Here is a 12093-nt window from a genome sequence, read left to right as displayed (position 1 = left end):
CGCGCGATTTTTCAGGGAGGAGAATTGTCATGACTGCAAAAAGCAAGTTCACGATCTCGCGGCGAACGCTATTGGCCGGCGCGTCCGGCACGCTGATCGCATCCCGCGCCTGGGCGCAGCAACCTTCAGAGGTGAAGGTCGGCCTGCTGGTGCCGATCTCCGGCCTCTACGCGCGTCCGGGAACGGTGATGCGTGAGGGCGCCGAGATGGCGGTCGACCACATCAACGCGCAAGGCGGCATCAAGGCCCTCGGCGGCGCCAAGCTGAAGCTGGTCGTGCTCGATTCCGGCGACACCACGGAAAAGGCCAAGAACGCCGCCCAGCGCATGGTCGCGCAGGAGACCGATCTGGTTGCTGCCAGCGGCGCATACCTGTCCTCGTTCACGCTCGCGGTGACCGAAGTCACCGAGCGCGCCAGCCTGCCCGTCCTCACCCTCTCCTATTCCGACCTGATCACCGACCGCGGATTCAAATACGTGTTCCAGACCGCGGCCACCGCAGGCTCGCAGGCACGGCAGGCGTTGCCCCAGATCATCAAGCTAGCGGAGACGGCCTCAGGCAAGCGGCCGAAGACGGTCGCGATCCTGACCGACAACACGGGGGCCTCGATCGCTTCCGCAAAGGCGATGCGCGAGGGCCTGCTGGCGGAGAACCAGTTGCAGCTGATCGTCGACGAGACGTTCACGCCGCCGCTGGCTGATGCGACGTCGCTGGTGCAGAAAATCCGTTCGGCCAAGCCCGATCTGCTGTTCTTCCTGCCGACGGTGATCTCGGACGCGAAACTGCTGCTCGAGAAGATGAACGAGTTCGGCCTCGGCCAGGGCAAGATTCCGACCATCTCGTTCGGCATCGCGATCGCCGAGCCCGACATGCTGCAAACCGTCAGCCCCGAACTGCTCCAGGGCGTGCTGACCTGCGTCGCAAGCTGGGGCGCCAAGGGCCACGAGGCGCTGATCGCGGAATTGAAGACCCGCTACAAGGAGCCGTGGATGACGCAGAACGCGATCTCCACCTATGGCGATATGTGGGTGATCAAGGACGCGCTAGAGAAGGCCGGCAAGGCCGACCGCGTTGCCGTCGGCGAGGCGCTGCGCACCATGGATGCCGGCCCCTCGAAATACTATCCGCTGGGCGAGATCAAGTTCGACGAGAAGGGCCGCCGCGTCGGCGCCGGCATGACCATCGTGCAGTGGCAGTCCGGCGTGCCGGTGACGGTGTTCCCGCCCCAGCTCGCGCTGGCGCAGCCGTTCTGGCCCAAAAACTGACCTGAGAACTGACAACGCCCGAAAGAAAAACGGAGAACAAGATGGACAAGGCGACCTACGACCGCGGGCTCGAAATCCGCAAGAGCGTGCTCGGCAACGAGTTCGTCGACAAGGCGATCGCATCCGCGGACGAGTTCAATCGTCCGATGCAGGACCTCACCACGGAATATTGCTGGGGCTACGTCTGGGGGCGCGAAGGCCTCACGCGCAAGACCCGCAGCTTCCTCAATCTGGCGATGCTTTGTGCGCTCAACCGCCCGCACGAGCTGAAGACGCATGTCCGCGGCGCGCTCGCCAACGGCGCCACCAAGGAGGAGATCCGCGAGGTCTTCATGCAGGTCGCGATCTATTGCGGCGTGCCGGCCGGCGTGGATGCGTTCCGGAACGCGAAGGAAGTCTTCGCCGAGCTCGACAAGAAATAACGGAGCGTGACGACGATGAAGGGCAAATGGGCACTCGTGACCGGTGCGACCGCGGGCCTTGGCCTCGCCGTCGCGGAAGGCCTTGCCGGCGCGGGCGCCAATATCGTCCTTCATGATCTCGTCGCGCCGAAGCAGGCCGCGGATGACCTCCGCGCCCGCTTCGGCGTCGAGGTCGTCTCGGCCGGCGCCGATCTCGCCCAGCGCGAGGCGATCGAGGCCATGATGGCCGATCTGCTCGACCGCTGCGGCGCCATCGACATCCTCGTCAACAACGCCGTGGTCAGGCATTTCTCCGCCATCGAGCAGTTTCCGCCCGATCGCTGGGAGCAGGCGCTGGCCGTCAACCTGTCGGCGCCGTTCCATTTGATCCGCCTGGCGCTGCCAGCCATGAAGCAGCGCGGCTGGGGCCGGATCATCAACATGGGCTCGATCTATTCCAGCCGCGCGGTCGAGGATCGCATCGACTACGTCACCACCAAGACTGCGATCCTCGGCATGACCCGTGCGGTGGCAATCGAGACGGCGCGGAGCGGCATCACCTGCAACACGCTCTGCCCCGGCACCCTGCCGACGCCCGCCATCCTCAACAAGATCGCAACGATCGCGTCGAACAGCGACCGTCCGGTCGACGACGTGACCAAGGAATATCTCGGCGAGCGCCAGCCGACGCAGCGGTTCATCGAAATGAATGCGGTCGCCGCCATGGTCGTCTTTCTCTGTGGGCCCGCGGCAAACGATATCACTGGCGCCAGCCTGCCGATCGACGGCGGCTGGTCGGTCGCATGAAAGCATTGGGAGTGTTGCGATGACTGAACAATCGGGCCAGAGTGTCGTGCTGACGGGTGCCGCGGGCGGCATGGGACGCGCCATCACCAAGGCCTTGCTGGAAAGCGGCCGCCGCGTCGTGCTGGTCGATCGCGACGCCAAGGCGCTTGAGGAACTCGCGTCCACGGCGGGCAACGCGGTGTTTCCGATCCAGCTCGACATTAGCAATGGGCAGGCCGTAGATCGCCTGCCGGACGCCATTCCCGCGCAGTTCAAGCCGGTCGACGTCCTCATCAACAACGCCGGGCACGATATCGGCGGGCGGACGCGGTTCGATGCCGGCTCCGCCGACGACTGGTCCAACATCATCCAGACCAATCTGATCGGCCTGATGCGCGTCACCCGCGCGATCCTGCCCGACATGGTCAGGCGCAACGCCGGCCATGTCGTCAACATCAGCTCCATCAACGCCGTCCGCATCGTCCCCGATATGGCCGCCTACAGCACCAGCAAGGCGGGCGTGCACATGTTCACCGAGACGCTGCGGGGCGAGCTGGCGGAAACCGCGATCCGGGTCACCGAACTCCAGCCAGGCCTGACCCGGACCAACATCATCCTGACCCGCTACCGCGGCGACAGGCAGAAGGAAAAGGACTATTTCGACCAGTTCAGGATGGCGCTCGAGCCTGCCGATATTGCCCGCTCGATCGTCTTCGCCCTGGACCAGCCCGCGCACGTTCAAATTGCCGAAATGATGATTCTGCCTGTAAACCGGTACTGACTTTTCCCAACCAGGGTCCGGACATGGAAAGACGTAGCGAATTGCAGTCGACACTCCGCATCGAGGACGTCCCGACCGTCCGGGCGATGGTCGCGCAAAAGCTGCGCGAGGCGATCATGTCCGGAACACTCAAACCGGGCCAGCGCCTGGTCGAGCGCGAGCTCTGCGAGATGATGGGCGTCAGCCGCCCCTCGATCCGCGAAGCCCTGCGCGCCCTCGAAGCCGACGGCCTCGTCAACATCGTCCCGCACCGCGGCCCCGTGGTCTCCACGATCAGCCTCGAAGAAGCCCGGCAGCTCTACGCGGCGCGCGCGGTGCTCGAAGGATTCGCCGGCCGCGAATGCGCCAGACTCCACGATCCGGAAGTGGCTCGGCGGATCGGGGAAGCCCTGACGCGGCTGAAGGCGGCAGCGGCCAAGCAGGATCTCGTCGGAAGCCTCGAAGCCAAGACCGACTTCTACGCCGCGCTGATCGGCGGCTGCCGCAACGCCTTCATCGAGCGCATGCTCAAGCCGCTGCACGACCGGATCCAACTGCTGCGGATCACGTCGATGTCGCAGCCGAAACGGATCAACAAGAGCCTGCGCGAGGTCACCGCGATCTGGCGCGCGATCCAGAACGGCGATCCAGATCTCGCCGAGCGCTGCTGCGTCGATCACATCAATGCGGCTGCGGTGGCCGCGCTCGACATGATTGAACGAAACGCCGCCAAGGAGGCGGCGCCTTCCGACGACTAGAAAAACAAGAATTCAGGGAGTGTTCGATGTTGTCTCTGGTACGATCGCTGATCCTGTGTCTCCTGCTCTTGCCCTGCGGCGCGGCAATCGCAGACGACTACCCCACCCGCCCGGTCACGATGATCGTGCCGTTCTCCGCCGGCGGCCCCGGCGACGTCATCGCGCGAATTCTCGGCAACGCCATGAGCGCGACGCTGAAGCAGTCCATCGTCATCGAGAATGTCGTCGGTGCCGGCGGCACACTCGGCACCAACCGCGTCGCCAAGGCGGCGCCTGATGGCTACACGCTGCTCCTGATGCATGTCGGCCAGGCCACCGCGCCCGCGCTCTACGCAAAACTGCCGTTCGATCCCGTCGGCGACTTCGCCATGATCGGGCTCGTCACGGACGTACCAATGATCCTGGTGGCCCGGCCGAATTTCCCGGCCAAGGATCTCGGCGAGATGATCGCGCGCATCCGCAGCGAGGGCGACAAGATGACTTTCGGCAATGTCGGTCTCGGCTCAGCCTCGCAGCTCTGCGGCCTGATGTTCATGAGCACCACCGATACGAAACTCTCGCAAATCTACTACAAGGGCGGCGGGCCCGCGCTGAACGACGTCATCGCCGGCCATATCGACGTCTATTGCGATCCCGCGACGGGACCGACACCCTATATCCAGTCGAACACGATCAAGGGCTACGCGATCACCAGCAAGACGCGCGTCGCGACACTGCCTGGCGTGCCGACCTCGGCCGAGGCCGGCGTTCCCGAATTCGATGTGACGACCTGGTATGGCCTCTACGCGCCGCGCGGCACGCCGAAGCCCGTGGTCGACCAGCTCGTCGGCGCGCTGCAGACGGCGCTCAAAGACCCTGCGTTGATCAGCCGCTTTGCCGAGCTCAGCATGGCTCCGGTCGAGGCCGAGCGCGCGACGCCGGCTGCGCTTGAAGCCTTCCTGAAGGCGGAGATCGCCAAATGGGGGCGGATCATCAAGGCAGCCGGAATCGAGCCGCAGTAGGTCCCGCCTGCTTCACTCGTCCAGAAGCTCCAGGAATTCCTCGATCCGGCCGAACGGGTCCGCGTGCCCGCGGGCGGCGCAGACGACGCGATCGCCGTCGCGCTGGAGCGATCGCGCTCTGGATTTCCGCAGCCGTCCGGGGAGGAAAGTCGCGGCGACGGCCTCGGGCCCGACATCGAGCCTGACGATACCACGCCGCTTGCAATCGATCCGGAGCCTGGCGGCCGCAAAGAAATCGCGCGCCTCCGGCGGGAGCCTGCCGAAACGGCGCGAGGTCTCCTCCTCCAGGTCTTCCAGATCGTCGTCGCTCCGGCATCTCGCGGCGCGGCCATAGATCTCGAGCCGCATTGCTTCCGATTGCACATAGCCTTCAGGCAACATGTCGCCGACAGGCAGATTGAGATCCGGCACCCACAGAAAGGCGCCCGAGTCGTTCACTCTTTCCGAGGCGAGCTTCAGGAGATGACTGTAGAGCACCGGCCCGAACACCTGCACGTGCCCAGACTGCTGTTCGGAAAACAGATCGCCGGCGCCCCTGAGGTCCAGGTCGCGCTCGCTGATGGCAAAGCCGGCGCCGGGCTTGCTGAACTCCTCGAGGACGGCCAAACGCTTCTCGGACTGTTCCGAGGTCGACTCCGTCAGCAGATAGGCGAAGGCGCGCGTTCCGCCGCGTCCCACCCGCCCCCTGAGCTGATGGAGCTGTGCGAGGCCGAACTTTTCGGGCCAGCACACCACGATGGTGTTCGCGCGCGGGATATCGAGACCGCTTTCCACGATGTTGGTCGCCAGGAGGACGTCCGCCTCGCCATCGACGAAACTCATCATGCGGTCGTCGAGGTCGTCGACGGGCATCTTGCCATGAAGGCAGACGATGCGGAGGTCGGGCGCCAATGATTGCACGCGCGCCAGCATCGGCTCGAGGTCCTGGATGCGCGGGCAGATCAGAAAACTCTGTCCGTGCCGCCGCCGCTCGCGAAGCAATGCTCCGGCAATGGCCGCATCCGAAAGCGGAGCGATCTTGGTCACGATCGGAAGCCGGTGAACCGGCGGCGTTGCGATCACGCTGAGATCCCGGAAACCCGCAAGACCAGCAGCGAGCGTGCGCGGGATGGGCGTCGCGCTCATCCAGAGCGTATGGGCATTCTTTGCCAGCCCAGAAAGCTTCGCCTTCTCGGCCGCTCCGAAGTGCTGCTCTTCGTCGATGATGACGAGGCCAAGATCGGCGAACTTCACATCCTTTGCAGAGAGCGCCTGCGTGCCGACAACGACTTTCAGCCTGCCGCTTCGCAGGCCCTCCTTGATCCCTCGCGTCTCCGGGCCGGAGGTCGCTCGCGACAGGCTTCCGACATCGATACCGAGAGGACCGAAGCGCTTGCGGAAGGTTTCGACATGCTGCCGCGCCAGGACCGTGGTCGGCACCGCGATCGCCACCTGTTTCCCGGACAGCGCCACGGCGGCTGCCGCGCGCAACGCGACCTCGGTCTTTCCAAACCCGACGTCGCCGCACACCACCCTGTCCATGGGATGACCTGCCGCGAGATCATCGAGCACGTCCTGAATGGCCTTCGCCTGATCGACGGTCGGGAAATACGGAAAACGCGCAACGAACCTTTCATAGAGCGGCCCGGGTGCGACCAGTTTCGGCGCGCGGCGGCGGTGGCGCTGGCTGATGTGCTTTGCGAGCGCCTTGGCGGCGACCTGAATCTCCGCCTCGGCCTCGGTCCGCCGCGCCCACCATGTGCTTCCGTCCGCCTTGTCCCGCGCCAGCTTGCCGGGCTCGGCCGCATACGGCCAGATCAAGGCAAGATCGGCCGGCGGCACGAGAACGGCGTTGTCTCCCGCGAACGCAAGCCTGACCATCTCGCGCCGCGATCCCGTCCCCATGGCGAGGGTCTGCAAGCCGTCGAGCAGAGCGAGTCCGCGCTGCAAATGGACCACCGCCGCGCCGCGTTCCGGAACGTCCGGATGGTCGAATGCGGCCGTCCACGCTCTCGCCATGGGCTGTGGATGATGGGCTCTGCTGCCGAGCACGTCGGACGCGGTGACGATGACGAGAGGCTTGCGGCCGGCCCCGACGAAGCCGGCATCGAAGTCGGCAAGGAACGCTGTTTCGCGCTCCCGTCCCTCTGTCGCCTCGCTCCAATCGGCGCAGCGCTCCGCCTTGATGCCGCTCATCCGCTCCATTGCGCGAAGGTCATCCTCGACGGCCGCGACGAACAGCACCCGCGACCCGGCGCGTTGCATGTCGTCAATAAATGCGCGGAGGATCTTTCTTGGCGAAGAGGCCTTCGAGAAATCGGGCGTCGGCGTGAAGGCCGATTTTTGCGGAAGCACGCTGATGCTCTTCTTCAGCCGCTTCCAGTCCGCCCATCCGAGATACTCGCGCTCCGCATCCCTGCGGCCAGCGGCCTCCTCGATGGTGCCCAGCCAGATATCGGCGTGGCCCGGTACGCCGGCATCCACGATCCACCGCGCGCGAGCGCAATAATCCGGCAGCGTCGCCCGCTGTCCGCGCTTGCCTCCGAGCGCAATCTGTTCGGACATCGGATCGATCAGCAATTCCCTGGTCTCGTAGACGACCTCATGCTCGACCGGATCGACGGCAACGATCTTACGGATAACACCGTCGGAATGTTCGATCCTGAAAGGACCAAGTGCGCCCGCGGGAAACACCTCGAACGTCTTGCCGTGGAACAGGACGCCACCCGGATATTCCGCCTCTTCGTCGAGGTCGTAGCCGAGCGCATCCAGACGGCGTTCCAGCTCGGCCTCCGAATAGGCCGCGCCCACTTTCAGGCTGAGGCTGGTCTTTGACCAGCTCGCCGGCAGCGGCAGCCGCTCCATGATGGCCTCTGCGGTCGATACGAGGAAGACCGGCTTCCTTGCCTTGGCGAGGCGCCGCAACACCGAGCTCCGCCTGCCTGCGATCTCGCGCGACGGCTCCAGACCATCGAATGGCAGATTGTTCAGTCGCGGGAACACCAGCACGTCGACCGAAGGGTCGAGCGCGTGGATCACGCCGCCCAGCCGCTCCGCCCTGTTCTCATTGTCGCAGAGGAAGACGAGGCCGTCGCGGCCGGACTTCTCCCACTGCTCGCGCAGATGCAGCGCCAGCATGCCGAGCGGCGATGTGGACGAGACCGCAGAACGCGACGCGCTCTTGCCTTTCGAGCCTTTGCTCTCTGTGCTCTTCGAACCCTTGCTCTTTGAACCCTTGCTCTTCGAGCTCTTGGTCTTCGGGCTCTCGCCTTTCGAGCTTTTGGCCTTGGTCTTTTTCGCGCCGGTCGCGGCCCGGGCTTTTTTGGTGGACGCCAATGTGTATCCAACTTTGTTTCAGAAATAGAGTCGCGCGCCGACGAGCCCTGCCGTAGAGCTCGGTCGACAACGCGGACTGGGCCTAAGCGCCCAAGCACGTCATTACAATTTCACGATTGCGTTGGAAAGCACGGATGCAAGCCCGGGAGGCCGCTTGCACGGCAAAATAAGGCCTACTGCAGGACCTTCGGCAGCACCACGACCACGTCGACGCTCTGCCCGAGGACTTGAGTCGCAACCACCGCGAGGTGATGCGAGAACTCGTCCTCGATCTCGCTCGCGCAGTCTTCGTCCCTGGCAATGGCGAACAGCAGATTGCCGTCGATCTCGTCGAATCGGATGCCGGCGAAGATGCGATCGAACGTCTCGGCGCCCGCGATGCCCGCGATTCGCGCCTGGATGGCTTGGTCTTCGATGAGGGACAGTTTCATCATAATCGGGAACATGGGGGCGCACCTCCCAAATGCAAGAGCAGAAGCGTGCTGGCGCGACCCGCCGGGCGAACTATATTAATCGTGTTGTCCCGCCTGCCCCCGTCTGCCCTTGAGGAAACTCTTGATTCTCTTCCTGCTGCTGGTCTCCGTGCCGATAGGACTGTCGGCCGGACGCTATTATCTGTTCGGCGATGGCCGGGGCAATTGGCAGACGGCGGATCGCTCGAGCGCCGGCCTGTTGCCGCCGGCATCGGCCAATCCGGACGCGCTGATCCGGGTCTTTGCCGCGCGCACGGTGCGGTGGCGCAGCATTTTCGCCGTCCACAGCTGGATCGTCGTCAAGGAGAAAGGTGCCAGCACCTACAGCCGATACGACTACACGGCGTGGGGCGACCCGATCCGGAGCAACGGATTTGCACCCGACGGCCGCTGGTTCGGCGCCATGCCCGAAACCGTCGTGGCGGTCGACGGCGCGCGGGCCGAAGCGCTGATCCCCAAGATCCGCCACGTCGTCGAGACCTACAAGTTCCGCGCCTACGGCGATTACAGCGCCTGGCCCGGACCGAATTCCAACACCTTCGTGCAGGCGGCGCTGGACGCCGTTCCCGAGCTTCGTGCCGTCCTTCCACCCACCGCGGTCGGCAAGGACTATCCGTACAGCGGACGCTGGGCCGGCATCACCCCTTCCCGCACCGGCGCCTACGCCTCGCTGTCGGGTTACCTCGGCATGACGGTCGGCTGGGTCGAAGGGTTCGAGATCAATTTCTTCGGCGCGGTGCTGGGCATCGACATCCGGCGGCCGGCGCTCAAGCTCCCCGGCATCGGCCGCCTGGGCGTCGCCGCCGGCCTGTAGAGCGCCTGCCGACGCCTCGCCAAACAAAAAACTGAAAAACAACCCCATGCACAGTAGAACCGCCCTTGGCCGGTCGGTCGCGGTGGCGCGGCTTAAGTCGAGATGAGGCTTGGGTGAATTGCCTTGCGCGCGCTGAACGAGAGGCATCTCTCCTGCAACGCACGTTGAGCTGCTCGACGAGCCCGATGTCTTCAGACGCCGGTCATTTGACTCGTCGGGCAAAACACCGGCAAAATTGCATCGTGGCAATCAGGCTATGGATACGCTCGACCAGGCCGACCATGGGTCCAGCAAGCCGCCTCCTTGGATCCTAGCCCCCAAGCGCCGGAATATTTTCGCGAAAGATGATCTCGCTACGCGGCGCCTCGATGCCGTGCATGGCGCTGCGGCCGGCGCGCAGATTGTCGAAGATGCCGACACAGCTCATCATCGTGTTGAGCTGATTTTGAGTGATGACGGCATCCATCGTCCCATCGAGCAGAAAGCCGCGCGTATCCGAGGTCAGACCATGGCCAATGAAGACCACGTCACGCGCCCGGTTCATTTCGTTCAGGGCGCGAGCGACACCATCGGCGGCGCCGCCGATGTTGTAGATTCCGGCAAGATCCGGATGCTGGCCCAGCAGCATGCGCGTCTGGCGATAGTTGCGGTCGGCGTCATCATGGCCTTCGCGCAGGCCCACGACCTTGATGGCCGGGAATAGTTCTTCGAAGACGTGCAGAAAGCCCATTTCGCGTTCTTCGTGCGCGCGGTAGCTGCGGCTGCCCGCGATCATCGCGACCTTGGCCGGACGCTCGCCCAGAAAGCGCGCGATCAGATAGCCGGCAGTGCGTCCGATCGAGCGATTGTCCAGTCCGATATAGGCCGCGCGGCGCGCGTTCAGGATATCCGAGATCAGCGTCACCGTCGGCACGCCGTGCTCCGCTAATCGGTCGACGGCTTCCCTCACGACGGGATGCTCGAGCGCCATGAAGGCGATGCCGTCGGCCTTGTCGCGGGCCCGCCAGAGCTGACGTGCCAGCAGGTCGGGATTGAAGCCCTTGATGGTGTCGACCTGACAATGGACGTTGAAGGGCGCGAGCCGGCCGTCGGAATGCGCGATCAGCTGCCCGAGCGTGGACAGGAAGCGGTTGGTGCCGGCCGGCAGCAGGAACAGCAGCCGCATCGGCTTGGGCCGCATCGCCGCCAGGATGTTCTCGGCCGGCATGTAGTCGAGCTCGGACGCAGCGGCGAGTACCCGCTGCTGCGTAATCGCCCGCACACCGGGCCGGCGATTCAGCACGCGGTCGACCGTCGCCGTGGAGACGCCGGCCCGGCGCGCCACGTCAACGATGCGGCTCAGCGAAGGAGCCACTGGTCTATTCATTCCGGGGCCCAATCGTCGAATACATCAAAAACCATCATCTTTATCGTTTGACATGCTAGCTCAAAGTCGCAATTTTCGCATCAACATTGTCGCAGAAACATCAAATAACATCAAATCGCTGTTGGAGGAGAAGCCCATGTCCCTGACCCGTCGGCGCGCCCTGCAAGCCCTGTCCGTCCTCCCCGCCGCGGGCCTGATCGGCGGTCTCTCGCGCCCGGCCCGGGCGGCCGAGTTCTCGCTGAAATACGGCAACAACCTGCCGCTGACGCACCCCCTCAACATCCGCGCCCAGGAAGCCGCCGACCGCGTCGCCAAGGAGAGCAATGGCCGGGTCGAGATCGCCATCTTCCCGAACAACCAGCTCGGCGGCGACACCGACATGCTCGCCCAGGTGCGCAACGGCGCGCTGAACTTCTTTACGCCCTCCGCGCTCGTGGTCGCGACCCTAGTGCCGATCGCCGCGATCAATGCGGTCGGCTTTGCCTTTGCCGATTACGATCAGGTCTGGAAAGCGATGGACGGCGGGCTCGGCGCGCATATCCGTGCCGCCATGGCCAAGGTCGGCCTCCATACGTTCGAGAAGATGTGGGACAACGGCTTCCGCCAGATCACCAGCGGCGCCAAGCCGATCGAGAGCGCCAAGGACATGGACGGCCTCAAGATCCGCGTGCCCGTGTCTCCGCTCAGCATCTCCATGTTCAAGGCGCTCTCGTCCTCGCCGACCAGCCTGCAATTCAGCGAGGTCTATTCGTCGCTCCAGACACGCATTGTCGACGCGCAGGAAAATCCGCTGCCGATCATCCAGGTGGCGAAGCTCTACGAGGTGCAGAAGTACTGCGCGATCAGCAACCACATCTGGGACGGCTTCTGGTTCATCGCCAACGCCCGCGCCTTCAACGCCCTTCCCGCCGATCTCAGGACCATCGTCAGCAACGCCATCAACGATGCCGGCTTGAAGCAGCGCGAGGACATCAAGACGTTCAATGCGACCGTGCAGGCCGATCTCCAGAGCAATGGAATGAAATTCACCACGCCTTCACCGGACTCGTTCCGCGCAAAACTGCGCGACTCCGGCTTCTACGGCGAATGGAAGGGCCGCTTCGGCGACGAAGCCTGGGCGCTGCTCGAAGGCGCCGTCGGCAAGCTGGCCTGAG

Annotated in this window: 11 protein-coding genes; 8 read left to right on the top strand and 3 right to left on the bottom strand. The window is 64.5% G+C overall.

Translation table 11 applies throughout. The features are described from left to right. Positions 1–29 precede the first annotated feature (29 nt). From ABIA90_RS02205 to ABIA90_RS02180, 6 genes are read left to right on the top strand one after another with little or no spacing between them, the layout of a single operon-like run. Positions 30–1265, top strand: a complete 1236-nt coding sequence (locus ABIA90_RS02205) for an ABC transporter substrate-binding protein (RefSeq protein WP_063984369.1) — start codon at positions 30–32, stop codon at positions 1263–1265. Between the two features lie 41 nt (positions 1266–1306). Next, positions 1307–1687 carry a carboxymuconolactone decarboxylase family protein gene (locus tag ABIA90_RS02200; RefSeq protein ID WP_028137140.1) on the top strand — a complete coding sequence of 127 codons (381 nt, stop codon included), beginning with the start codon at positions 1307–1309 and terminating at the stop codon, positions 1685–1687. Between the two features lie 15 nt (positions 1688–1702). Further along, entirely contained in the window at positions 1703–2473 is a 771-nt protein-coding gene (locus ABIA90_RS02195) for an SDR family oxidoreductase (protein ID WP_354117617.1), read from the top strand. A gap of 19 nt (positions 2474–2492) precedes the next feature. After that, complete coding sequence (locus ABIA90_RS02190; RefSeq protein WP_354117126.1) at positions 2493–3233, top strand: SDR family oxidoreductase; 741 nt, start codon at positions 2493–2495, stop codon at positions 3231–3233. A 23-nt stretch (positions 3234–3256) separates the two neighbouring features. Beyond that, a complete protein-coding gene (locus tag ABIA90_RS02185) occupies positions 3257–3970 on the top strand; it encodes a GntR family transcriptional regulator (RefSeq protein ID WP_282518547.1) in 714 nt (237 codons plus the stop codon). Positions 3971–3996: 26 nt separating this feature from the next. Continuing rightward, on the top strand, positions 3997–4971 hold the full coding sequence (locus ABIA90_RS02180) for a tripartite tricarboxylate transporter substrate-binding protein (RefSeq protein ID WP_085403182.1): 975 nt from the start codon (positions 3997–3999) through the stop codon (positions 4969–4971). A 12-nt stretch (positions 4972–4983) separates the two neighbouring features. Here ABIA90_RS02180 and ABIA90_RS02175 read toward each other — a convergent pair whose 3' ends face one another. Together ABIA90_RS02175 and ABIA90_RS02170 are read right to left on the bottom strand one after the other, a co-directional pair. Then, positions 4984–8088: a DEAD/DEAH box helicase gene (locus ABIA90_RS02175; RefSeq protein WP_354117616.1), complete on the bottom strand. Its 3105-nt coding sequence runs from the start codon at positions 8086–8088 to the stop codon at positions 4984–4986. Positions 8089–8459: 371 nt separating this feature from the next. Then, complete coding sequence (locus ABIA90_RS02170; protein WP_071917581.1) at positions 8460–8720, bottom strand: hypothetical protein; 261 nt, start codon at positions 8718–8720, stop codon at positions 8460–8462. Positions 8721–8841: 121 nt separating this feature from the next. Between ABIA90_RS02170 and ABIA90_RS02165 the strand changes: the two genes are divergently transcribed. Beyond that, positions 8842–9573, top strand: coding sequence for a DUF3750 domain-containing protein (locus tag ABIA90_RS02165; RefSeq protein ID WP_063984375.1), 732 nt, complete (start codon positions 8842–8844; stop codon positions 9571–9573). A 310-nt stretch (positions 9574–9883) separates the two neighbouring features. On the opposite strand, the gene ABIA90_RS02160 is transcribed toward ABIA90_RS02165, so the two are convergent. Beyond that, on the bottom strand, positions 9884–10939 hold the full coding sequence (locus tag ABIA90_RS02160) for a LacI family DNA-binding transcriptional regulator (protein ID WP_354122418.1): 1056 nt from the start codon (positions 10937–10939) through the stop codon (positions 9884–9886). A gap of 136 nt (positions 10940–11075) precedes the next feature. Here ABIA90_RS02160 and ABIA90_RS02155 point away from each other — a divergent pair, with 136 nt between their 5' ends. After that, the gene (locus tag ABIA90_RS02155; protein ID WP_354117124.1) at positions 11076–12092 is read left to right on the top strand and encodes a TRAP transporter substrate-binding protein; all 1017 of its coding nucleotides are present in this window, start codon (positions 11076–11078) and stop codon (positions 12090–12092) included. The last annotated feature ends 1 nt before the right edge of the window (position 12093 follow it).

Source organism: Bradyrhizobium sp. LA6.8, from assembly GCF_040547935.1.
GTDB lineage: Bacteria > Pseudomonadota > Alphaproteobacteria > Rhizobiales > Xanthobacteraceae > Bradyrhizobium > Bradyrhizobium barranii.
This window is presented reverse-complemented; position numbering and strand designations above follow the sequence as displayed.

Coding starts and splice junctions, on each gene's coding strand:
- ABIA90_RS02205 (WP_063984369.1), top strand. CDS start 30: ATGACTGCAAAAAGCAAGTTCACGATCTCGCGGCGAACGCTATTGGCC.
- ABIA90_RS02200 (WP_028137140.1), top strand. CDS start 1,307: ATGGACAAGGCGACCTACGACCGCGGGCTCGAAATCCGCAAGAGCGTG.
- ABIA90_RS02195 (WP_354117617.1), top strand. CDS start 1,703: ATGAAGGGCAAATGGGCACTCGTGACCGGTGCGACCGCGGGCCTTGGC.
- ABIA90_RS02190 (WP_354117126.1), top strand. CDS start 2,493: ATGACTGAACAATCGGGCCAGAGTGTCGTGCTGACGGGTGCCGCGGGC.
- ABIA90_RS02185 (WP_282518547.1), top strand. CDS start 3,257: ATGGAAAGACGTAGCGAATTGCAGTCGACACTCCGCATCGAGGACGTC.
- ABIA90_RS02180 (WP_085403182.1), top strand. CDS start 3,997: ATGTTGTCTCTGGTACGATCGCTGATCCTGTGTCTCCTGCTCTTGCCC.
- ABIA90_RS02175 (WP_354117616.1), bottom strand. CDS start 8,088: ATGCTGGCGCTGCATCTGCGCGAGCAGTGGGAGAAGTCCGGCCGCGAC.
- ABIA90_RS02170 (WP_071917581.1), bottom strand. CDS start 8,720: ATGATGAAACTGTCCCTCATCGAAGACCAAGCCATCCAGGCGCGAATC.
- ABIA90_RS02160 (WP_354122418.1), bottom strand. CDS start 10,939: ATGAATAGACCAGTGGCTCCTTCGCTGAGCCGCATCGTTGACGTGGCG.
- ABIA90_RS02155 (WP_354117124.1), top strand. CDS start 11,076: ATGTCCCTGACCCGTCGGCGCGCCCTGCAAGCCCTGTCCGTCCTCCCC.